Source organism: Streptomyces sp. NBC_01433 (assembly GCF_026340105.1).
Lineage (GTDB): Bacteria > Actinomycetota > Actinomycetes > Streptomycetales > Streptomycetaceae > Streptomyces.
Genome location: NZ_JAPEPM010000001.1, coordinates 589,103 through 610,505 on the forward strand (window position 1 = coordinate 589,103; position 21,403 = coordinate 610,505).

The following is a 21,403-nucleotide window of genomic DNA, read 5'->3' on the forward strand; positions in this document are numbered from 1 at the left end:
GCGCTGGTCGCGGTCGGGATGTGCGCGGCGGCGTTCTTCGTGATCCGGTACGAGATGGTGCACCAGCTGGACCTGAGCCTGACCCAGTCGGCGACCCGGCTGATCCAGGAGCACCGTGGCGGCGGGCCGGAGGTGCTGGCGGGCGAGTGCCGCTATCTGGCGTCGCCGGCGTGTGCGCAGATCGTTCCGGCCGACCCGGCCGCGGACCCCGCCGAGCCGTATCTGCTGCCGGTCTCCGCCCCGGTCAGAGCGGTGGCCGCGGGTGAACGGGCCGCGTACTTCAGCTCCGTCACGCTCTTCGGCCGGCCGATGCGGATGCTGACGACCCGGTTCGGCGAGGGCACAGCGGTGCAGCTGGCGCTCCGTTCGGACCCGGTGGACCGCGGCGTCCGGCAGGCGGCGCGGCTGCTGGCGGTGGTCGGCGGGGCGGGCGTCCTGCTGGCGGCGGGCCTGGGCTACGGGGTCTCGCGCACGGGTCTGGCACCGGTCGCCCGGCTGACCGCGACCGCGGAGCGCATCGCCGCCACCCGGGACCCGCGCCACCGCATCGAGCTGCCGCCGGGGCCGCCGGGGCGGCAGGACGAGGTCACCCGGCTCGCCGCGAGCTTCAACACCATGCTCGGCGAGCTGGAGCAGTCGGTCACCGCCCAGCGCCGGCTGGTCGCGGACGCCTCGCACGAACTGCGCACACCGCTCACGGCGCTGCGGACGAACGCGGAGCTGCTGGCCCGCGCCGACCGGCTCACCGACGCCCAGCGCGACCGGGCGTCGGGCGCGCTGGGCCGGCAGATCCGCGAGGTCACCGGCATGGTGAACGACCTGATCGAGCTGGCCAGGGACGAGGAGCCGCTGCCGCTGCTGGAGGAGGTGCGCCTCGCGGAGCTGACCGGGCACGCGGTGGCCACGGCCACGGCGCACTGGCCGGACACCCCGTTCCTGCTGGACGTCGAGGAGCGGGCGGCGGGGGCGATGCGGCCCGGCGTACCGGCCCGGCTCGTCCGGCTGCTCACCAACCTGCTGGACAACGCCGCGAAGTTCAGCCCGCCGGGCGCACCCGTGGAGGTCGCCCTGACCGCCTTCGGGGGCGGGGAACGGGACGGGAACGGGGGCGCCCTGGAACTCACGGTGCGCGATCACGGCCCCGGGATCGCCGCGGCGGACCTCCCGCACGTCTTCGACCGCTTCTACCGCGCCGAGTCCGCCCGCGCCCTGCCCGGTTCGGGCCTGGGTCTGGCCATGGCCCGGCAGATCGCCCGCGCCCATGGCGCGGACCTCGTGGCGGAGGCCGCACCGGGGGGCGGGGCGCTCTTCCGGCTGACGTTTCCCGGGGCGCCGCGGTCTCAGAAGCCAGGCGGCTCCGTGTAGGTGCCCCACTCCTCGCGCAGGACGCCGCAGATCTCGCCGAGCGTGGCCTCGGCCCGTACCGCGTCCAGCATCGGCACGATCATGTTCGAGCCGTCCCGGGCGGCGGCCAGCATCGCGTCCAGCGCGGCGCTCACCCTGGCGTCGTCACGGCCGTCCTTGCGGGCGCCGAGCTCGCGCACCTGGTCGCGCTCGACCTCGTGGCTGACCCGCAGGATCTCCAGATCGCCGGTGACGGAGCCGTGGTGGACGTTGACGCCGACGACCCGCTTGTCGCCCTTCTCCAGCGACCGCTGGTACTGGAAGGCGGACTCGGCGATCTCCCCGGTGAACCAGCCGTCCTCTATGCCGCGCAGGATTCCGGAGGTGATCGGGCCGATCGGGTGCTGTCCGTCCGGCCGGGCGCGGGTGCCGCGCTCCTTGATCTGGTCGAAGATCTTCTCGGCCTCGGCCTCGATCCGGTCGGTGAGCTGCTCGACGTACCAGGAGCCGCCCAGCGGGTCGGCGACATTGGCGACGCCGGTCTCCTCCATCAGCACCTGCTGGGTGCGCAGGGCGATCTCGGCGGCCTGCTCGGAGGGCAGGGCGAGGGTCTCGTCGAGGGCGTTGGTGTGCAGCGAGTTGGTGCCACCGAGGACGGCGGAGAGCGCCTCGACAGCGGTGCGTACGACGTTGTTGTACGGCTGCTGGGCGGTGAGGGAGACCCCGGCCGTCTGGGTGTGGAAGCGCAGCCACTGCGCCTTGTCGGTCTTCGCGCCGTACGTCTCCTTCATCCAGCGGGCCCAGATCCGGCGGGCGGCGCGGAACTTGGCGATCTCCTCGAAGAAGTCGAGGTGCGCGTCGAAGAAGAAGGAGAGTCCGGGGGCGAAGGTGTCGACGTCGAGCCCGCGGGAGAGGCCGAGCTCCACGTAACCGAAGCCGTCGGCCAGGGTGTACGCCAGCTCCTGCGCGGCCGTCGCCCCGGCCTCGCGGATGTGGTAGCCGGAGACGGAGAGCGGCTTGTACGCGGGGATGTCGCGGGCGCAGTGCTCCATCAGGTCGCCGATGAGGCGCAGGTGGGGCTCGGGCTGGAAGAGCCACTCCTTCTGCGCGATGTACTCCTTGAAGATGTCGGTCTGGAGCGTGCCGTTGAGCACGCCCGGATCGACGCCCTGGCGCTCGGCGGCGACCAGGTACATGCAGAAGACGGGGACGGCGGGGCCGCTGATCGTCATCGAGGTGGTGACGTCGCCGAGCGGAATGTCCTTGAACAGGACCTCCATGTCGGCGGCGGAGTCGATGGCGACACCGCAGTGCCCGACCTCGCCGAGCGCGCGCGGGTCGTCGGAGTCGCGGCCCATCAGGGTCGGCATGTCGAAGGCGACGCTGAGTCCGCCGCCGCCGTTGGCCAGGATCGTCTTGTAGCGCTCGTTGGTCTGCTCGGCGTTGCCGAAGCCGGCGAACTGGCGGATGGTCCAGGTGCGGCCCCGGTAGCCGGTGGGGTAGAGCCCTCGGGTGAAGGGGTACTCACCGGGCCAGCCGATGCGCTCGAACCCCTCGTACGTATCGCCGGGGCGTGGCCCGTACGCGGGCTCCACCGGGTCCCCGGAGAGCGTGGTGAAGTCCGCGTCGCGCTTGCGGGCCTTGTCGTAACGGGCCTGCCAGCGGAGGCGGCCTTCCTCGATCGCGTCAGCGTCCATACGCTCGAATTTACTAGGACGTCCTAGTAAATGTCGATGGGAAACCGCCCGGTGCTTGGCACGGGGCGGTTTCGGATGGTGCGCGGTGGTGCGGCGCGGTGCCGGTCAGGCCTTCACGGTCACCGGGGAAGCGTCCGCGATCAACGGCTCCACCTCGGCGACGACCTTGCGCTCCACGAAGAACGCGGCCGTCGGGATGGTGCCCGAGATCAGTACCCACAGCAGCTTGCCGACGGGCCACTTCGCCTTGGAACCGAGATCGAAGGCGAAGATCAGATAGATGATGTAGAGCACGCCATGGACCTGCGAGACCACGAGGGTGACGCCCTCACCGGTGTCGAATCCGTACTTGAAGACCATGCACAGGCAGAGGATCAACAACATGACGGCGGTGACGTATGCCATCACCCGATAACGGGTCAGCACGCTGCGTTTCATGGCATCGAGCCTAACCGGGCCGCCGGGGCGATCTTGCAGCGCCCTGCCCCTCACCGCGTGTGGACTACTGGTCCTCGAAATCGTGTGCGGCGACCCGCAACGGGCGCAGCATCGCGAAGATCTCGGCGCACTCCTCGGAGTCGTAGGCCCCCAGCCCGAAGTCCATCGCCACCAGGTCCCGGGTGGCCGCCTCGACGACCTCGCGGCCCCTGGCGGTGATGGAGGCGAGGGTGCCCCGCCCGTCGTTCGGGTTGGGGCGCTTGTCGACCAGACCGGACTTCACCAGCCGGTCCACGGTGTTCGTCACGGAGGTGGGGTGCACCATGAGCCGCTCGCCGATCTTGGACATCGGCAGCTCGCCCGCCTTGGAGAAGGTGAGCAGCACCAGCGCCTCGTACCGGGCGAAGGTCAGTCCGTACGGCTTGACGACCGCGTCGACCTCGGCGAGCAGGATCTGCTGGGCCCGCATGATCGAGGTGATCGCCCCCATCGAGGGCATGGGTCCCCAGCGCTGATGCCAGAGTTCTTCGGCACGGGCGATGGGATCGAAGGGAAGGCTGAGCGGCTTCGGCACGGCACCGACCTTACCGACTGGTCATATGCCGGTCCGCCCCGTCTCGCCCTTCGGTACCCGGCTCGGGTACGGGCACGGATACGGGCTCGGGTACGGGTACGGGAGCGGTCCTGCGGACCTCGACGATCAGCAGAACCGTGCACGCGGTCCCGATGGCCCCGGACGCGGCCACCACCTGGTGCACGGGGAAGAACTCGGCCGCCAGCCCGGCCAGTGCCATGCCGACGCCCTGGCCCGTCATCAGCCCGGCGGTGAGCAGGGTCATCGCCCGGCCGCGCAGCTCCGGCGGGACGGCGTCGACGAACCACTGGTCGAGCCCGATGATGTACGCCGCCCCCGCCCCGGCCAGCACGAGGGCCACCACGGTCAGGACCAGGCCGGGGCGGACCACGTACACGACGAGGGGCAGCAGTCCGGCCGCGGCGACCGGCAGCACGATCCGGGACCGGGTACGGGGGCTGAGGGCGGAGCCCGCGTACAGCTCGGCCCCGATGTGGCCGACCGCCATCGCGCACATCATCAGCCCGAGCGCGGCGGGTCCCGCGCCGATGGCGTCCGCGTACGGGGTCGCGAGCGCCTCCGGGGCGACGACGAACACGGCGGGCACCCAGAAGAGCAGCATCAGGGCGCGGATCCTGCGGTCGGCGAGCACGGTGCGGGCTCCTGCCAGCGACTGCTTCAGCAGCGCGCCGCCCCCGTCTCCCCCGGTCCGGGCGGGCCGGTCGCGGGTGCCCAGGCGGAGCAGGGCGGCCGAGCAGAGGAACGTACCGACCGTGATCGTGATCGCCCCCCGCGGGGACACCACGGCGAGCAGCAGTCCGCCGACGCCGAAGCCGATGAGTACCGCGCTCTGCGAGACGATCCGCAGCAGCGAGCGGCCCAGCACGAAGAGATCCCCGTCGCCGAGGATGTCGGTGAGGGCGGCCATCCGGGTCCCGGTGAACACGGGCGACACCGCGGCGACCAGACAGCGCAGGACCAGGAGCCCGGCCACGGGGGTGCCGGGCAGCACCATCACGGCGACGCAGCCCGCGCAGATCAGATCGCAGGTGACGAGGACCCGGCGGGCCGGGTAGCGGTCGGCGACCCCGGCGAAGAGCGTGCCGCCGACGAGGTACGGGAGGAAGCCGAGCGCGAAGGTGAGGGCGCTGAGCAGGGGCGAGCCGGTGAGGTCGTACACGAGGACGGTGAGGGCCAGCTCGCTGATGACGACCCCGAGGAGCGAGAGGAGGTGCGCGGCGAAGACGGCCCGGAACTCCCGGACACCGAACACGGCCCGGTAGCCACGCCCGGATGCGGGGGCGGGGGATGCGGGGGCGGGGGATGCGGGGGTGGGGGATGCGGGGGTGGAGGGTGCGGGGGTGGAGGGTGCGGGGGTGGAGGGTGCGGGGGTGGCGGGTACGAGGTCGATGGGTGCGGTGTCGGTGGGCTCCCGGAGCGGCGCCGCGGGGCCCGGGTCGGGGTGGGCGGCGCGCTCCGGGGGCGTAGCCGGAGGCGGTACCTCGGGGGCGGGCCGGTCGCGGGGTGTGCCCGCCGGGGTGTCGGTATCGCTCGGCATGGGGCGAGCCTGTCCCGGCCCGAGCCGCCGTCGTTAGACTTTCGGCTGACGCCGAATCTTCGCGAGGCCCCGGTATGCCGTTCCATCTGCACTTCCACGAGAGCGACCTGCTGCGCTGCCGCTTCGCGCTCTCGCCGCTCTGGGAGACCCAGGAAGCCGTACGCACGCTGACCCGCGCCTACCGCCACGGCTACCACCTGCCCTGGCTCCGGCAGATCCGGGAGGAGGCCGCGGCGCTGGACCTGGAGCCGCTGTGGCTGCTCATGCCGGACGGCGGCCACAACCCGGACTTCATCTGCCCGCCGCCGCTCGGCCCCCTCGCCACGTTCGAGCAGGAGATCGCGGGCCTCCGGTCGGTCGACCCGGAGGACGCCCGTGCGGACATGGCGCTGACCCTGGCGGAGCGGCCCGGCGGCCTGGCGTCCGCCGCCGGACGACGGATGCTCGCCGATCCCGCACGGACCGTCCGGGAACTGGCCGATCTGCTGGAACGGGCCTGGCAGGTGCTGGTCGAGCCGCACTGGCCACGGCTGCGCGCGCTGCTGGAGGCCGATATCGCCTACCACTCACGACGGCTCGCGGAGGTCGGCTTCGAGCGGCTCCTGGGCGAGGTCAGCCCCCGGCTGCGCTGGACGGAATCCACGCTCACCATCGTGGGGACCAAGGGGAACCACTCCCGGATCCTCGGCGGGCAGGGACTCGTCCTGATGCCGAGCGCCTTCGTCTGGCCGGAGGTGGTCGGCGGGTACGAGGAGCCCTGGCTGCCCGCGGTGATCTATCCGGCGCGCGGGATCGGCGGGCTGTGGAGCGAGGCCGCCGACCGGACCCCCGACGCGCTCGCCCGGCTGCTCGGCCGCGCGCGGGCCGATGTGCTGTGCGCGCTGGACGAACCCGCCGGGACGAGCGCGCTGGCGCACCGGCTCTCCCTCGCCCCGTCCTCCGTATCGGCGCATCTGTCGGTACTGCGGGAGGCGGGACTGCTGACCTCGCGGCGGTACGGGCACCAGGTGCTGTACGAACGGACTCCGCTCGGGATCGCGCTGGCGGTGTCGCCCTGACCGCGTGCCGGTGACGGCGCGTGCCGGTGACCGTGCGCCGGTGGCGACACGTGCCGGTAACGACACGTGCCCGTGGACGCGGGACGGACAAAGCCCCCTGGAATTCGCCGTGTGGTACCGGGGGGCTTTGTCGGGTGAACGCGGAAGCACCGCTCCGCGGACGGGGCGTCAGGGTGCCAAGTACCGTTCCACCGTCTCGACCTTGGAGGTCAGGCCATCGGTGACACCCGGCCGGATGTCGGCCTTCAGGACCAGGGAGACGCGTCCGGCACGGGCCTCGACGGCGGCGACGGCCCGCTTGACGACGTCCATGACCTCGTCCCATTCCCCCTCGATGGAGGTGAACATGGCGTCCGTACGGTTGGGCAGTCCGGACTCGCGGACCACCCGCACGGCGTCGGCGACGTACTCGCCGACGTCCTCGCCGACACCCAGCGGAGAGACCGAGAAGGCGACGATCACGCGCTGACCGTCCCTTCGCGGCGGGCGCGGGCGGCGATGGCGCCGTCGGCCTCGTAGCGCTTGAGGAGCTTGTCGCCGTACAGCCCGCCGAACGGGAGCAGCGCCAGCAGGAAGAACAGGGCGACGCGCTTCAGCGGCCACTTCGTCTTGGCCCATACGTCGACCAGCAGCACGGCGTAGATCACGAAGAGCACCCCGTGCAGCATGCCCAGCGGCATCATCAGGAAGTCGATGTCCGAGACGCGGCTGAGGACCGAGCCGAAGAGGATGAGGGCGGGGAAGGACAGCGCCTCGGGAATCGAGATGAGGCGCAGCCGGTGCAGGGCGGTAGCGGTCTTGATGTCCACGGGGGCACCTTCGGTGGGAGGGTCGTGACGGCTTGTGAACGCAGGCACAAGCGTCCCCCATTGTGGCATCGTCGCCCGGCGTCCCCGGCCCCGGGTGCCGGAAGAGTCCGGGGCCCCTGGTCGGCGTACGGCTCCGGCGGTTACCGTCGGAGCGTGGCGATGTTCCGACTCCAAGGCAGCAAGACGCTCGCCGTCGACCTGACCGGCGATGCCGTCAAGGCGAAGAACGGCTCGATGGTCGCGTACGACGGGCAGATGGCGTTCAAGAAGATGTCCGGCGGCGGTGAGGGCGTCCGTGGCATGGTGACCCGCCGGCTGACCGGCGAGCAGATGACCGTGATGGAGGTGAAGGGGCAGGGCACCTGCTACTTCGCCGACCGGGCGAGCGAGATCAATCTGGTCTCGCTGCACGGCGACAAGCTGTACGTCGAGGCGAGCAATCTGCTCGCCACCGACGGCGGGCTGCGCACCGGGACGTCCTTCACCGGGCTGCGCGGCGGGGCCAGCGGCAACGGTCTGTTCACCACCACCGTCGAGGGCACCGGCCAGGCGGCGATCATGTCGGACGGTGCGGCGGTGCTGCTGCGGGTGACGCCCCAGTACCCGCTCACGGTCGACCCGGGCGCCTACATCGCCCATCAGGGCAGTCTTCAGCAGCACTTCCAGTCCGGGGTGAACTTCCGCACGCTGATGGGCGAGGGCTCCGGCGAGTCGTTCCAGATCCGCTTCGAGGGCGACGGACTCGTCTACGTACAGCCCAGTGAGCGGAACACCGTCGGGGGGGATGTCTGATGCCGTTCCGTGAGATCAACTCGAAGATGGTGGAGGCCGCGGTGGCCCCCGGCCAGAAGATGTACAGCCAGCGGGGCGCGATGCTCGCCTATCGCGGCGAGGTGTCGTTCACCCCGAACGTGCAGGGCGGCGGGGGCGGCATCGCCTCCATGATCGGCCGGCGGGTGGCGGGCGAGGCGACCCCGCTGATGACGGTCGAGGGCAGCGGCACGGTGATGTTCGGCCACGGTGGCCACCACATCCAGGTGATCAACCTGGCGGGCGACACCCTGTTCGTGGAGGCCGACCGGCTGCTCGCCTTCGACGGCACCCTTCAGCAGGGCACGATGTTCATGGGTTCGCAGGGCGGGGTCATGGGCATGGTGCGCGGTCAGGTCACCGGGCAGGGCCTGTTCACCACGACGCTCAAGGGCCACGGGGCGGTCGCGGTGATGGCGCACGGCGGGGTGATCGAGCTGCCGATCGCGCCGGGCCGTCCGGTGCATGTGGACCCGCAGGCGTACGTCGCCCACCACGGGGACGTGACGAACAAGCTGTCCACCGCGCTCGGCTGGCGCGACATGGTGGGGCGCGGGGCCGGCGAGGCGTTCCAGCTGGAGCTGAGCGGCAGTGGCGCGGTGTACGTCCAGGCGTCGGAGGAGAAGCTGTGAGCACGCCCGTGATCTTCGATCCGTTGACACTGCCGTCGGACGACAACGTCAACGCGTACACCTTCTGCGTGGAGCTGAAGGGGAGCCAGTGGTTCCTTCAGAAGGGGAAGATGATCGCCTATTACGGGCGGATCGAGTTCAACGGGATCGGACACGGCCGCTTCGAGCGGCTGATCCGTACGAGCTTCCACTCACCGCTGCACGCGAGCGACTGGGTGGTGGCCGAGGGCAGCGGGAAGATGCTGCTCGCGGACCGGGCCTTCGACGTGAACTCGTACGACCTGGAGAACGGGAACCTGACGATCAGGTCCGGCAACCTGCTGGCCTACCAGCCGACGCTGGCCCTGAAGCAGTCGATCGTGCCGGGCTTCCTGACCCTGATCGGTACGGGGAAGTTCGTGGCGGCGTCCAACGGTCCGGTGGTCTTCATGGAGCCGCCGTTGCGGGTCGATCCGCAGGCGCTGGTGGGCTGGGCCGACTGCCCCTCGCCCTGCCATCACTACGACCACGGCTATATGTCGGGGATCATGGGCGGGCTGCGGTCGCTGACGGGGATCGGTGGCGCGTCGGGCGAGGAGCACCAGTTCGAGTTCGTCGGGGCGGGCACGGTGCTGCTCCAGTCGACCGAGGTACTGATGCCCGAGCAGGCGGTGGGAGCGACTCCGCAGCAGGCGGGAGTGCCCGGTGGTGCGGGTGGTGCCGGTGGTGCGGGTCAACCTGGGTCCGCGCCCCGTCTGCCCGGCCAGCTGGGGGACCTCCAGCGTCGCTTCGGTTGGTGAACGGTAGTCTGCGGAGTGTGACGTCGAACGTGTGCACAGAGCTGTCCCCGGCCTCCGGGTCCGGGCCCGAACCCCGGCGGTGCCGGGCGTCACACCCCTTATTTTCGTCCGGCTTTCAACTTCTTAGGTAGAATCCATATATGGAGACCGAGACGGCCACGCGCTGGCTGAACGACGCGGAGCAGTGCGCCTGGCGCACCCACCTGGACGTCAGCAGGCTGCTGATGCACCAGCTGGAGAAGGACCTCCAGCCGTTCGGCCTGACCAACAACGACTACGAGATCCTGGTCAATCTCTCCGAGTCGGACGACCAGCGCCTACGGATGAGCGACCTCGCCGCCGCCACCCTGCAGTCCAAGAGCCGGCTCTCGCACCAGATCACCCGCATGGAGACCGCGGGGCTGGTCCGCCGCACCAACTGCGAGTCGGACCGCCGCGGACTGTACGCCGTACTGACCGCGCTCGGCGCCGAGACCATGCGCAAGGTCGCGCCGCACCATGTCGCCTCGGTGCGCAAGCACTTCATGGATCTGCTCTCCCCCGAGGCCCTGGCGGACCTCCACACGGCACTGACGCCGATCGCGGAGCACCTGCGCGGGCGGCGCGGCAAGGCGTAGGGCTGTAGGGCTGTAGGGCTGTAGGGCTGTAGGGCTGTAAAACCATGGCGCGGGCTGCGTCGCTGACGGCCGCCCCCTCATCGGGGGCGGCCTCCTCGCGTACGGCCCCGGTACGGCGGTGCTCTCAGTGCGCGCGATCCGCACCGGGCAGCCGCAGCCGGAACAGCGCGCCGCCCTCCGCCGCCCCGTCCACCGTCAGCGTGCCGCCGTGCCGGGTGGCGACGTCCCGGGCGATGGCGAGGCCCAGACCGGCCCCGCCGTCGTCCCTGCTGCGGGCGTCGTCGAGGCGCACGAAGCGTTCGAAGATCCGCTCCCGCTCGTCCGGCGGCACACCCGCCCCGTCGTCACGCACCTCGACACTCACGCCGTTCGCGTCGGCGCTCACCGAGACCGCGACCAGCCGCTCCGCGTGACGCTCGGCGTTGTCCAGCAGATTGCCGATCACCCGCGCCAGCTGCCCGCGCGAACCGTTCACCTCGCAGTCGCCCGTATCCGGCACCGACACCGTCACCGGGATCCGGTCGCCGAGGCGCTGCGAGACCTCCTCGCGGACCAGCGCGCCCAGGTCGAGCGGCGTACGCCCGGGCTTCTCCCCCGCGTCCAGCCGCGCCAGCAGCAGCAGGTCGGCGGCCAGCGTCTGAAGCCGTACGGTGTCGGCGACCGCACCCGGCACGTCCAGCAGCTCCGGGTGGGCGGCGCCCACCTCCAGCTGGGTGCGCAGCGAGGCGATCGGGCTGCGCAGCTCGTGCGACGCGTCCGCGACGAAGCGCCGCTGACGGTCCACGGAGGCCTCCAGCACGGTCAGGGTCTCGTTGGTCGTACGGGCCAGCCGGGCGATCTCGTCGCGCGAATCGGGCTCCGGCACCCGGCGGCTGAGGTCCTCGGACGCGGTGATCGCGGCCATCTCCCGGCGGATGCCCTCGACCGGCCGCAGCGCCCGGCGGGTCACCAGCCAGGTCACGCCCGCGACGACGACCAGCAGCACGGGCAGCCCGGTCAGCATGGCCCCGCGCACGGTGCCCACGGCCTCCTGCTCGGTGGCGAGCGGGGCGCCCGCGTGGACGGTCAGGGTCACCCCGGTGGAGGTGGTCGCCTCGACGGAGGCGAAGCGGTAGTCGGCGGTGTGGCCGTCGACGGTGGCGGTGCCGTTGGTGAAGTCGGGGTCGTCGGAGGACACCTCGCCGCGCGCCGGACGGCTGCCGCCGTCGTCCCTGTCGTCCCCGTCATCGTCGTCGTCATCGCCCGACGCGCCCGCCGGGGCGGAAGGGACCGGGCGTACGACGCCGCTTTCCGTGCCCGAGATCGCCTCCAGGTCCTTGGAGACGGCCACCACCCGGCCCTTCTCGTCGGTCACCTGGACCGGGTGGTCCTCCTCGTCGTCCAGGTCCAGCGCGCCGTACGCCGTGTCGAGGGCGAGCTGCCCGGCCACCTCGCGGGCCGACACCTCCGCCTGGAGGCCCGCCTGATCGGTCAGATTGGCGCGCAGCACCATGAGCACGGCGAGCCCGGCACCGATCAGCGCGACGGCGACGACCAGCGTGGCGCCGAGCGCGGCCCTGGCCCGTACGGATCTCACAGCGCCTCCAGCCGGTAACCGGCGCCGCGCACGGTGCGGATGGCCGTGGCACCGAGCTTGCGCCGCAGGGTGCTGATGTAGACCTCGACGATGTTCGGGTCACCGTCGTAGGCGAAGTCCCAGACGTGCTCCAGGATGTCCGCCTTGCTCACCACCTGGCCCGCCCGCAGGGCCAACTGCTCCAGTACGGCGAATTCCTTCGTGGTCAGCGCGATCTCGTCCTCGCCCCGGTGCACCCGCCGGGCGGCGGTGTCCATCCGCAGGGTGCCCACGGTGAGCACGGGCGAGGCGGAGCCGGTGCCGCGGCGACGCAGCAGCGCGCGGATCCGGGCGACCAGGACGACGTAGCTGAACGGCTTGGTCAGGTAGTCGTCGGCGCCGGTGTCCAGGCCCTCCGCCTCGTCGTACTCCCCGTCCTTCGCCGTGAGCATGAGGATGGGCACCTCGTGCCCCGCGGCGCGCAGGGCGGCGCAGACCCGGTAGCCGTTCATGCCGGGCAGCATGATGTCCAGGACGACGAGGTCGTACGCCCCCCCGCTCGCCAGGTGCAGCCCTTCGAGGCCGTCGTGCACCACATCCACGGCGAAGCCCTCGGCGGTGAGTCCCCTGGCCAGGGACACCGCGAGTCGCTTCTCGTCCTCCACGATCAACAGGCGCATGTGCACAGGGTCGCAAACCCCACCTGAAGAAGGCTTCAGGTGGCTTCAGGCTGCGTTCAGCATCACCCCGGCAGTGTGGAACCCGTCGAACAGGCACATCCCTCGGGGAGGAACCTCATGAAGCGCAACATCGCCATCGCAGCCGTCACCGCAGCCGTACTCATCGGTGGCGCAGCCGCCACCACCGCCGCCTTCGCGGACGACGACAGCGACCGCACCGGCCGGAGCACGAGCAGCGGCACGGCCCCCATGACCATCACCACCGACAAGGACGACGACACCGCGCGGACCGTGACGGGCACCGGCGCGATCTCCCTCGACGAGGCCGTCGCCGCCGCGCTGAAGAGCGTCCCCGGCACGGTCACCGAGGCGGAACTGGACAACGACGACGACGACGAGGACCGCGACGTCTGGGAGCTGAATGTGTACGGCTCCGACAAGGTCTGGCACGACGTGACCGTCGACGCCCGCAACGGCACGGTGCTCACCGACCGCGACGACGACAACGACGACCGCGACCGCTACGCGCCCAAGTCCGCGTCGCTCTCGCTGGACGCGGCGGTCAAGTCGGCGCTGCGGACCGCGCCCGGCAGCGTGACCTCCGTCGACCTGGACAACGACGACGATGACGACGACGGCCGCAGGGGCAACGTCCTGCGCTGGGACATCGACATCGCGGGCAAGGACGGCAAGCACCACGAACTGCGCGTCGACGCGAAGACCGGCAAGGTCACCGTGGACCGTGACGACGACCACGACGACGACCGCGGGGACGACCGTGACGACGACGGCGACGACCGCTGACCCGGTGCCCGGCACGCCCTGAGCCCTTCCCGACCGGGGCTCAGGGCGCGAAGCCCTTCCCGGCCCGGGGGCCCGGGGCTCAAGGCCCGGGGGCTCAGGGCGCGAAGCCGGACACGACCGATCCGTCGTTGTCGAAGGACAGGAACAGCACGTCCCCGACCGCGATCAGGCGGGAGCTGTCCTCCAACGGTCCGTTCAGGATCTTGCGCTCCCCCGTCTCGACGCTCCCCCGGCCGCCCAGCGCGAAGGCGTCCACCACCTCGCCGTCGGCGACGAGGGCGAGCTCGCCCGAGACCGACGTACCTCCGGCGAGCGCCAGATCGGAGACGTGGTTCCACAGCTCCTCGCCGTCCGAGAGGCGGAACGCGCGCAGTTCGCCGGGCGAGGAGAGGACGACCGTGCCGTCCGCGGAGACGGCTGGTCTGTACGAAGCGGTCGCCGCCGTGGCCAGAGTCCTGCGCCGATCGGTGCGGGTCACATCGATCACGGTGATGCTCTCCTCGCCCAGGCAGAGCAACTCGGCCTTCCGCAGGACCGGTTCACGGCACGGGACATCGCCCTGGACGATTCCGGGCAGCCGGTCTCCGGAGGCCGCGTCGAAGATCCTGATGTCGCCGCCGACCGCCACCAGCCGCCCGTCGGCGGCCAGCAGCGTGAACTGGAACTCGTGGTACTCCGCGCTCCACTTCTCCGGCCGCTTCGCGCCCGTCACCTGCTGGGCGACCAGCCGGCCCGTGGAGCCGCCCCGGATCCGCGAGACGTAGTGGACCACCCCGTCCGCGTACACGGCCCCGGTGCCGAGGTACCCCTTCCGCATCGGCTTGCGCCACACCTCCTTGCCGTCGGTGAGGCGCAGCCCGAGCAGGGCCTCCGGCACGAACGCGTACACCGTGCCGTCGACGACCGCCGCGATCGACCGGCCGTCCGTGCCCACCGTCTCGCCGCCGGTCCTCTCCGGCACGTTCCACCGTTCGGCACCGGTCGCCGCGTCCAGCGCGGTGACCCCGCGCCTGCCGGAACAGACCAGCGTGTCCCCGGACAGCGCGCAGCCGTGGTCGCCGGTGCCCTTCTCGCCGGTCCACGGCTTCCAGCCCGCGGGGCGTGCCGCGCTGTCGGCGCCCCGCTCCCCGAAGTCACCGGTGCGCCCCGCGTCCGCGCCCGGGACGAGCGTGGCGAGGGTGGGCCGCACGGACGGCGAGGGGGACGCGGAGACACCGGGCCGCCCGCTCGCGCCGCCCCCGCCCGCCCCGCCGGCGTTCCCGTTCCCGGTCCCGTCCAGCAGCCTCGGCAGCAGCAGGACGCCGAGCGCCACGCACACCGCCACGGCGACGGCCGCCACCGCGATCCGCGGGCCGCGCCGCCGGGACGGCGCCGGATCCGGCACGACGGGCGACGGGGCGACGGGCGGCGGCGCGGGCAGCGGGGCGACGGGCGGTACCACTCCCGGCGCCCCGCCCGCGGCAGGTACCGAGCGCGCGCACTCCCGCGCCTCCCGCGCGTACCGGGAGAACTCCCCGCGCACCGCGTCGTGCCACGGGAACGGCTCCGGGAACTCCCCCGGCCACAGCAGCCCGGCCAGCTCCGGCGGGGTCGGCCGGTCCTCGGCGCGGGCACTGAGGCAGCGCTCGATCACCGGACGCAATCCGGCCGGTACGCCGCCGAGTTCGGGCTCCCCGTGAGCGATGCGGAAGATGACCGCGGCCATGTCGGAGTCGTCGAACGGGCCCCGCCCGGACGCGGCGTGCGCGAGCACGGCGCCCAGGCAGAACACGTCGGAGGCGGGCACCAGCGCCCGCGAACCGTTGACGTGCTCGGGCGAGATGTAGCCGGGGGTGCCGAGCACCACTCCGGTCCGGGTCAGCTGGGTGGCCTCGAATGCCTGGGCGATCCCGAAGTCGATGACCTTGGGCCCGTCGGCGGCGAGCAGCACGTTGCCGGGCTTGAGGTCGCGGTGCAGCACCCGTACCGCGTGCATGTCGGCCAGCGCACGGGCGAGGCCCGAGCCCACCGCGCGCACCACCGGCTCGGGCAGCGGCCCGGTGCGGGAGACGGCCTCGGCGAGCGTGGGGCCGGGGACGTACTCGGTGGCGAGCCAGGGCCGCGCCCCGTCGGCGTCCCCGCCGACGAGCGCGGCCGAGTGCGGGCTGCGTACCGCACCGGCCGCCGCGATCTCCCGGCGGAAGCGGATCCGGAACCCTTCGTCGAGGTCGAGACCGGTGTGCATCGTCTTCAGCGCGACGAGCCCGGCGAGCGGATCGCCGGACGCGGCCGCCGCCGTGCGGGGCCGGGCGAGGTAGACCTCGCCCATGCCGCCCGCGCCGAGCAGGCCGAGCAGGTGGTACGGGCCGATCCGGGTGCGTACGCCGGCGGCGAGCGGCTCGATCATGAGGCGGCCGGGCCCGGCAGCGGGACGGACAGGACGGTGCCCTGGTCGTAGAGGACGTACACGGCTCCGCCGACCGGCAGGATCTCCGGCGGCAGCAGCTCCTGTTCGAACCGCACGCCCCAGTCGAGCTGGTTGTACGACGGCGGGACCGTGGGGCCGGGCGCACCCTTGAGCGGGGTGCCGCGGAGCTTGCCGGGCGGGGACCCGCCGTTGAGCGGGACGCTGTAGAGCGTGGTGGTGTCCGCCCATACGAGGGTGTCGGCGACGATCACCGGCGCGGAGGCCGGATTCCTTCGGCTGCCCCCCGCGTCCTTGCGCAGGGGGTAGCGGCCCAGCACCCGGCCGCCTTCCCGCGCGGTCAGGACGATCTCCGGCGCGACCTCGTCGTCCACCCAGGGCGCGCTGCCGCGCGTGAGGACCATGACGTCGTCGTCGACGGCCACCAGCGTGGTGTCGGTGGTGAGTTCGGGCGAGACCGCGACCTGTCCGGTCGGCTTGAGCGAAGGCGCCCGGAGCCGGTGGACGGCGATGCCCTCCTCGTCCATGGTGTCGGTGTAGACGGAGCAGTAGACGAGTGGCAGGCGCACAAGGGCGTCCTGACAGTCGGCCGTGGTCTCGTCGTCGGCCCGGCCCAGTTCCTCGCCGTCCGTCGTGCGCAGCGCGCGCACCCCGTGCTGACCGAGGATGTAGAGGACCCCGTCGTCGGTGGCCAGCGGCCAGTAGTCGTACCACTGCGCCTGGGAGATGTCGTCGCCGACGAGCGGCTTGCGCCACTTCTCCTCGCCGGTACGGAGGTCGAAGGCGGCGATCCGCGCGCCGTGCGGGGTGTCGCCGATGTCGGCGAACACCAGCCCGTCGGCCACCACCGGGGCGCTCTCCAGCCAGTGCGCGCCGCCGGACCGGCTCTCCCAACGCGTCTTCCCGGTACGGGAGTCCAGCGCGAGCAGCCGGTTGCCGGTGGCCAGGAGGACGGTGTCGCCGTGGATCGCCGGGCGGGTGGAGCCGCCGGGCATGAAGAACTGCCCGGTCGGGCTGACCCGCGCGCCCGGACTGCCGTTCTCCTCGGCTGCCGAGTAGTCCCAGAGCTTCTTCCCGTCGGCGGCGGACAGCGCCTCGTACGATCCGTCGGTCCTGCGGCAGACCACGGCGTACCGGCCCGCCGTGCAGCCCAGCGGCGCGGCGGAGAGCTTGCCCTGCCACGGTTTCCAGCCGGTGGGGCGGATGTCGCGCCCGTAGGGGACGGTGCCGGAGCCCTCGGGTCCGCCCCGGGCGTCGATCCCGGCGAGCACCTGGGCGGGCTTGCCATCGGTGCCGCCCGGTCCTCCGGTACCACCACCCGGTCCGCCGGTTCCGTCCGGATCACCGTCGCGCAGGGCCAGCAGGCCGCCGGTGGCGGCACCGACCAGGAGGAGCGCGACGGCCGCGGCGCGCGCGTAGCGGCCCCAGGACGGCAGCGGGGAAGGGGCGGCGGACGGCGTGGGGTCCGGGGGCAGGCCCGGTCCACGGGTGGGCAGTTGATCGGCCGGCACCCTGCTTCCGGTGGCGGCCTCCGTCGGGGTGTACCCCGGCAGCAGGGGCCCGTCCAGTGCCCGGAGGACGGCCAACTCCCGCTCGTACTCGGCGATGTGCTCCGCCACCGGGGCCGACCAGCCGACAGCCGCGTCCGGGGCGAGGCGCGCGGCGAGTCCGGCGGCGGTGGGACGGGCGGCCGGGTCGGCGACCAGGCAGTCCGCGAGGACCGTGCGCAGGGCGGCGGGCACCTCGCTCAGGTCTGCCTCGACGTACTTGATCCGGTAGAGCACGGCGGCGACGGGCCCGTCGCCGAAGGGGTCGCGCCCGGTGGCGGCGAAGCAGAGCACGGAGGCGAGGGCGAAGACGTCCGACGCGGACACGACGCGGCCGCTGCCCGCGACATGCTCCGGGGACATGAAGGCGGGGCTGCCGACCATCCGGCCGGTGGTGGTGAGCGGGGTGGCGCTCGGGTTCCGGGCGATCCCGAAGTCGATGAGCCGGGGGCCGTCCGCCGCGAGCATCACATTGCCCGGTTTCACGTCCCGGTGCACCACGCCCGCCGCGTGGACGGCCTCCAGCGCGCGGGCGAGCCGGGCGCCGAGCATCCGCGCCTCCGGCTCGCCGAGCGCCCCCGAACGGCGCACCGCGGCCGAGAGGGTCGGGCCCGCCACATAGCCGGTGGCGAGCCAGGGCACCTCCGCGTCGGCGTCGCCGTCGAGCGGCGGGGCGAGCCAGGGGCCCGTGACGGAGCGGGCGAGGGCGATCTCGCGCCGGAAGCGGGTACGGAAGCCGGGGTCACCGGCCACCTCACGGCGCACGGTCTTGACGGCGACGGGTTCGACGGCGCCCGGGACACCGGAGGCGCCGGGAGCGCCGGGGACATCCGGAGCTCCCGGGACATCCGGAGCACCGGCGGCGCCCGGAGCTCCGGCGGCGTCGCTCGATGTGTCCGCCCCGCCGGTCCCCCCGTCCCGTACCCCGAGGTAGACCTCCCCCATGCCTCCCGCGCCGAGCCTGGCCCGTATCGCGTACGGCCCGATCCGTCTCGGCGAGTCCTCCCGCAGCGGCCCCGGCATGCGTCGCTTCCCCCCCTGGTGCGCTCGGCCGGCGCGCACGGTCGGTGCGCACGACCCACGGGACAGGCGCGGTGCGTGTCCCGTGGCATCGTGCCACGCGCGCCCGGCAGTGCCGTCCCGGACAACGAACGGCGCACCTCTGTCCCGTAACTGACGACTTCTCAGCGACAAGGGACGAGGTGCGCCGTGCGCCGGTTCCCGCAGGCGGCCCGCACGCCGCCCGTAGGAGCCGTCAGGACTCGCCCGTGAGTCCCGCCACCAGTTCGTCGGCCGCCGCGTACGGGTCGAGGCGGCCGGCCACGATGCGGGCCGCCAGGGCGTCCAGGCGGCGGTCGCCGTGCAGGTCGGCGATCCGCTCGCGGAGGGCCGTGACGGCGATCGTCTCGACCTCGTGGGCCGCCCGCGCGGTGCGCCGCCCGGCCAGCACGCCGTGCTCCTCCATCCACGCCCGGTGCTTCTCCAGCGCCTCGACGACCTCGTCGATGCCCTCGCCGCGGGCGGCGACCGTCTTGACGATCGGTGGCCGCCAGTCGCCGGGGCCCCGCGACTCCCCGAGGCCCAGCATGTGGTTCAGCTCGCGGGCGGTGGCGTCCGCGCCGTCCCGGTCGGCCTTGTTGACCACGTACACATCGCCGATCTCCAGGATTCCGGCCTTCGCCGCCTGGATGCCGTCGCCCATGCCGGGGGCGAGCAGCACGACGGAGGTGTCGGCCTGGGAGGCGATCTCCACCTCCGACTGGCCGACGCCGACCGTCTCGACGAGGATCACGTCGCAGCCCGCCGCGTCCAGCACCCGGATCGCCTGCGGCGCCGACCAGGCGAGGCCGCCCAGATGTCCGCGGGTGGCCATGGAGCGGATGTAGACGCCGGGGTCGGAGGCGTGGTCCGACATCCGCACCCGGTCGCCGAGGAGCGCGCCCCCGGAGAACGGCGAGGACGGGTCGACGGCGAGGACGCCGACCCGCTTGCCGGCCCGGCGGTAGGCGGAGACCAGCGCCGAGGTCGAGGTGGACTTGCCCACACCGGGCGAGCCGGTGAGCCCGACGACGTACGCGTGGCCCGCCAGCGGGGCCAGCGCCGCCATCACCTCGCGCAGTTGCGGTGACGCCCCCTCCACCAGTGAGATCAGCCGGGCCACCGCCCGCGGCCTGCCCTGCCGCGCCTGCTCGACCAGGGTGGGGACGTCCACCATCACCGCTCCGTTCACTCAGCTCTCCGGGTTACGAGTGTGACCTGCCGGGCCGTCTGGCCGCGGACGGCCCTCAGCGGGGCACGCGGATGATCAGCGCGTCGCCCTGCCCGCCGCCGCCGCACAGCGCCGCCGCCCCGGTGCCGCCGCCGCGCCGCTTCAGCTCCAGGGCCAGGTGCAGCACCACGCGGGCGCCGGACATCCCGATCGGGTGGCCGAGCGCGATGGCCCCGCCGTTCACGTTGACCTTGTCCGAGGTGACCCCGAGGTCCTTCATCGACTGGACGGCGACGGCCGCGAACGCCTCGTTGATCTCGATCAGGTCGAGGTCCTCGACGGTGAGGCCGTCCTTCTTCAGGGCGTGCCTGATGGCGTTGGAGGGCTGTGACTGGAGCGAGTTGTCCGGGCCCGCCACATTGCCGTGGGCGCCGATCTCGGCGATCCAGTCCAGGCCCAGCTCCTGGGCCTTGGCCTTGCTCATGACGACGACGGCGGCGGCGCCGTCGGAGATCTGCGAGGAGGTGCCCGCGGTGATGGTGCCGTCCTTGGCGAAGGCGGGGCGCAGCCTGCCCAGCGACTCGACGGTCGTCTCGGCGCGGATGCCCTCGTCCTTGGCGAACAGGACCGGGTCGCCCTTGCGCTGCGGGATCTCGACCGGGGTGATCTCGGCCTCGAAGGTGCCGTTCTTCTGGGCGGCGGCGGCGCGCTGGTGGGACTGGGCGCCGATCTCGTCCTGGGCGGCGCGGTCCAGGCCGAGGCGGGTGTTGTGCTTCTCGGTGGACTCGCCCATCGGAATGTTCTCGTAGGCGTCGGTCAGACCGTCGTACGCCATGGAGTCGAGCATCTCGATCGCGCCGTACTTGTAGCCCTCGCGGGACTTCGGCAGCAGGTGCGGGGCGTTGGTCATGGATTCCTGGCCACCGGCGACGACGACGTCGAACTCCCCGGCGCGGATGAGCTGGTCGGCCAGCGCGATGGCGTCGAGCCCGGACAGACACACCTTGTTGACGGTGAGCGCGGGGACGTTCATCGGGATGCCGGCCTTGACCGCGGCCTGACGGGCCGGAATCTGCCCCGCCCCGGCCTGGAGGACCTGGCCCATGATCACGTACTCGACCTGGTCGCCGCCGATCCCGGCCCGGTCCAGCGCGGCCTTGATGGCGATGCCGCCGAGGTCGGCCCCGGAGAAGCTCTTCAGCGAGCCGAGGAGGCGGCCCATGGGCGTACGGGCGCCCGCGACGATCACTGAGGTGGTGGTACCGGTCGTTCCTGACATGGGCACGGCCCCTTGGGGTTGTATGTGAACGAGGGTTTACCTGAATGTACTGAGCGGTACCTCGCCCGTCATCCGGCAAAGGGTGTGATGGCGCGCACGTTGCGTAACCATGTCCGGGGCGCTGCACTGGATCCATGCTGACGCGAATCGACCACATCGGGATTGCCTGTTTCGACCTCGACAAGACGGTGGAGTTCTACCGCGCGACGTACGGCTTCGAGGTGTTCCACTCCGAGATCAACGAGGAGCAGGGCGTCCGGGAGGCCATGCTCAAGATCAACGAGACCTCGGACGGCGGGGCCTCCTACCTCCAGCTGCTGGAGCCGACCCGTGAGGACTCGGCCGTGGGCAAGTGGCTGGCGAAGAACGGGGAGGGCGTCCACCACATCGCCTTCGGCACCGCCGACGTCGACCAGGACGCCTCGGACATCCGGGAGAAGGGCGTCAGGGTGCTGTACGACGAGCCCAGGACCGGGTCGATGGGGTCGCGGATCACGTTCCTGCACCCGAAGGACTGCCACGGTGTGCTCACGGAACTGGTCACGTCCCGGACGGAGCACTGACCTCCGCATACCCGGGCCGGTAGAGTGGGCTGTTCCGGGCCGGGGC

At 72.4% G+C, this 21,403-nt stretch carries 20 protein-coding genes; 8 read left to right on the forward strand and 12 right to left on the reverse strand.

Going from position 1 to position 21,403, the window contains the following annotated elements:
• Positions 1–18: 18 nt before the first annotated feature.
• A complete protein-coding gene (locus OG413_RS02475; RefSeq protein WP_266809836.1) occupies positions 19–1,365 on the forward strand; it encodes a cell wall metabolism sensor histidine kinase WalK in 1,347 nt (448 codons plus the stop codon).
• Here the strand turns inward: OG413_RS02475 and OG413_RS02480 are convergent.
• From OG413_RS02480 to OG413_RS02495, 4 genes are all read right to left on the reverse strand, one after another.
• The gene (locus OG413_RS02480; protein WP_266802759.1) at positions 1,341–3,041 is read right to left on the reverse strand and encodes a methylmalonyl-CoA mutase; all 1,701 of its coding nucleotides are present in this window, start codon (positions 3,039–3,041) and stop codon (positions 1,341–1,343) included. The genes OG413_RS02475 and OG413_RS02480 overlap by 25 nt on opposite strands.
• A 105-nt stretch (positions 3,042–3,146) precedes the next feature.
• Positions 3,147–3,479 carry a DUF3817 domain-containing protein gene (locus OG413_RS02485; protein WP_266802761.1) on the reverse strand — a complete coding sequence of 111 codons (333 nt, stop codon included), beginning with the start codon at positions 3,477–3,479 and terminating at the stop codon, positions 3,147–3,149.
• 64 nt (positions 3,480–3,543) lie between these two features.
• Complete coding sequence (locus tag OG413_RS02490; protein ID WP_266802763.1) at positions 3,544–4,053, reverse strand: MarR family winged helix-turn-helix transcriptional regulator; 510 nt, start codon at positions 4,051–4,053, stop codon at positions 3,544–3,546.
• Between the two features lie 10 nt (positions 4,054–4,063).
• Positions 4,064–5,611 carry an MFS transporter gene (locus OG413_RS02495; RefSeq protein WP_266802765.1) on the reverse strand — a complete coding sequence of 516 codons (1,548 nt, stop codon included), beginning with the start codon at positions 5,609–5,611 and terminating at the stop codon, positions 4,064–4,066.
• Positions 5,612–5,685: 74 nt separating this feature from the next.
• Here OG413_RS02495 and OG413_RS02500 point away from each other — a divergent pair, with 74 nt between their 5' ends.
• A complete protein-coding gene (locus OG413_RS02500; protein WP_266802767.1) occupies positions 5,686–6,669 on the forward strand; it encodes a DUF5937 family protein in 984 nt (327 codons plus the stop codon).
• 168 nt (positions 6,670–6,837) lie between these two features.
• Here OG413_RS02500 and OG413_RS02505 read toward each other — a convergent pair whose 3' ends face one another.
• Together OG413_RS02505 and OG413_RS02510 are read right to left on the reverse strand one after the other, a co-directional pair.
• Positions 6,838–7,131 (reverse strand): MTH1187 family thiamine-binding protein, encoded by a 294-nt coding sequence (locus OG413_RS02505; protein WP_015611413.1) that lies wholly within the window; start codon positions 7,129–7,131, stop codon positions 6,838–6,840.
• Positions 7,128–7,478 (reverse strand): DUF3817 domain-containing protein, encoded by a 351-nt coding sequence (locus OG413_RS02510; RefSeq protein ID WP_266802770.1) that lies wholly within the window; start codon positions 7,476–7,478, stop codon positions 7,128–7,130. The genes OG413_RS02505 and OG413_RS02510 overlap by 4 nt, the downstream gene beginning before the upstream one ends.
• A gap of 159 nt (positions 7,479–7,637) precedes the next feature.
• Between OG413_RS02510 and OG413_RS02515 the strand changes: the two genes are divergently transcribed.
• The 4 genes from OG413_RS02515 to OG413_RS02530 all read left to right on the forward strand — a co-directional run bounded on the left by OG413_RS02515 (position 7,638) and on the right by OG413_RS02530 (position 10,316).
• The gene (locus tag OG413_RS02515; RefSeq protein WP_266809838.1) at positions 7,638–8,270 is read left to right on the forward strand and encodes an AIM24 family protein; all 633 of its coding nucleotides are present in this window, start codon (positions 7,638–7,640) and stop codon (positions 8,268–8,270) included.
• Positions 8,270–8,920: an AIM24 family protein gene (locus OG413_RS02520; protein ID WP_266802772.1), complete on the forward strand. Its 651-nt coding sequence runs from the start codon at positions 8,270–8,272 to the stop codon at positions 8,918–8,920. The genes OG413_RS02515 and OG413_RS02520 overlap by 1 nt, the downstream gene beginning before the upstream one ends.
• Positions 8,917–9,699, forward strand: a complete 783-nt coding sequence (locus OG413_RS02525; protein WP_266802774.1) for an AIM24 family protein — start codon at positions 8,917–8,919, stop codon at positions 9,697–9,699. Before OG413_RS02520 ends, OG413_RS02525 begins: the two co-directional genes overlap by 4 nt.
• 140 nt (positions 9,700–9,839) lie before the next feature.
• Positions 9,840–10,316 carry a MarR family winged helix-turn-helix transcriptional regulator gene (locus OG413_RS02530; protein WP_266802775.1) on the forward strand — a complete coding sequence of 159 codons (477 nt, stop codon included), beginning with the start codon at positions 9,840–9,842 and terminating at the stop codon, positions 10,314–10,316.
• A gap of 124 nt (positions 10,317–10,440) precedes the next feature.
• Here the strand turns inward: OG413_RS02530 and OG413_RS02535 are convergent, their stop codons facing one another.
• Complete coding sequence (locus OG413_RS02535) at positions 10,441–11,892, reverse strand: HAMP domain-containing sensor histidine kinase (RefSeq protein ID WP_266802776.1); 1,452 nt, start codon at positions 11,890–11,892, stop codon at positions 10,441–10,443.
• Positions 11,889–12,551, reverse strand: coding sequence for a response regulator transcription factor (locus OG413_RS02540; protein ID WP_266802777.1), 663 nt, complete (start codon positions 12,549–12,551; stop codon positions 11,889–11,891). Before OG413_RS02540 ends, OG413_RS02535 begins: the two co-directional genes overlap by 4 nt.
• 117 nt (positions 12,552–12,668) lie before the next feature.
• On the opposite strand from OG413_RS02540, the gene OG413_RS02545 reads away from it, so the two are divergent.
• Positions 12,669–13,355 (forward strand): PepSY domain-containing protein, encoded by a 687-nt coding sequence (locus OG413_RS02545; RefSeq protein WP_266802778.1) that lies wholly within the window; start codon positions 12,669–12,671, stop codon positions 13,353–13,355.
• Between the two features lie 94 nt (positions 13,356–13,449).
• Here OG413_RS02545 and OG413_RS02550 read toward each other — a convergent pair whose 3' ends face one another.
• The 4 genes from OG413_RS02550 to OG413_RS02565 form a co-directional block, all read right to left on the reverse strand.
• Positions 13,450–15,741 (reverse strand): protein kinase, encoded by a 2,292-nt coding sequence (locus OG413_RS02550; RefSeq protein ID WP_266802779.1) that lies wholly within the window; start codon positions 15,739–15,741, stop codon positions 13,450–13,452.
• On the reverse strand, positions 15,738–18,329 hold the full coding sequence (locus OG413_RS02555; RefSeq protein WP_266802780.1) for a PQQ-binding-like beta-propeller repeat protein: 2,592 nt from the start codon (positions 18,327–18,329) through the stop codon (positions 15,738–15,740). Before OG413_RS02555 ends, OG413_RS02550 begins: the two co-directional genes overlap by 4 nt.
• Before the next feature lie 232 nt (positions 18,330–18,561).
• Positions 18,562–19,521, reverse strand: coding sequence for a methylmalonyl Co-A mutase-associated GTPase MeaB (gene meaB, locus OG413_RS02560; RefSeq protein ID WP_266802781.1), 960 nt, complete (start codon positions 19,519–19,521; stop codon positions 18,562–18,564).
• A gap of 70 nt (positions 19,522–19,591) precedes the next feature.
• On the reverse strand, positions 19,592–20,794 hold the full coding sequence (locus OG413_RS02565; RefSeq protein WP_266802782.1) for an acetyl-CoA C-acetyltransferase: 1,203 nt from the start codon (positions 20,792–20,794) through the stop codon (positions 19,592–19,594).
• Between the two features lie 134 nt (positions 20,795–20,928).
• On the opposite strand from OG413_RS02565, the gene mce reads away from it, so the two are divergent.
• Positions 20,929–21,357: a methylmalonyl-CoA epimerase gene (gene mce, locus OG413_RS02570; RefSeq protein WP_266802783.1), complete on the forward strand. Its 429-nt coding sequence runs from the start codon at positions 20,929–20,931 to the stop codon at positions 21,355–21,357.
• Positions 21,358–21,403: the final 46 nt, after the last annotated feature.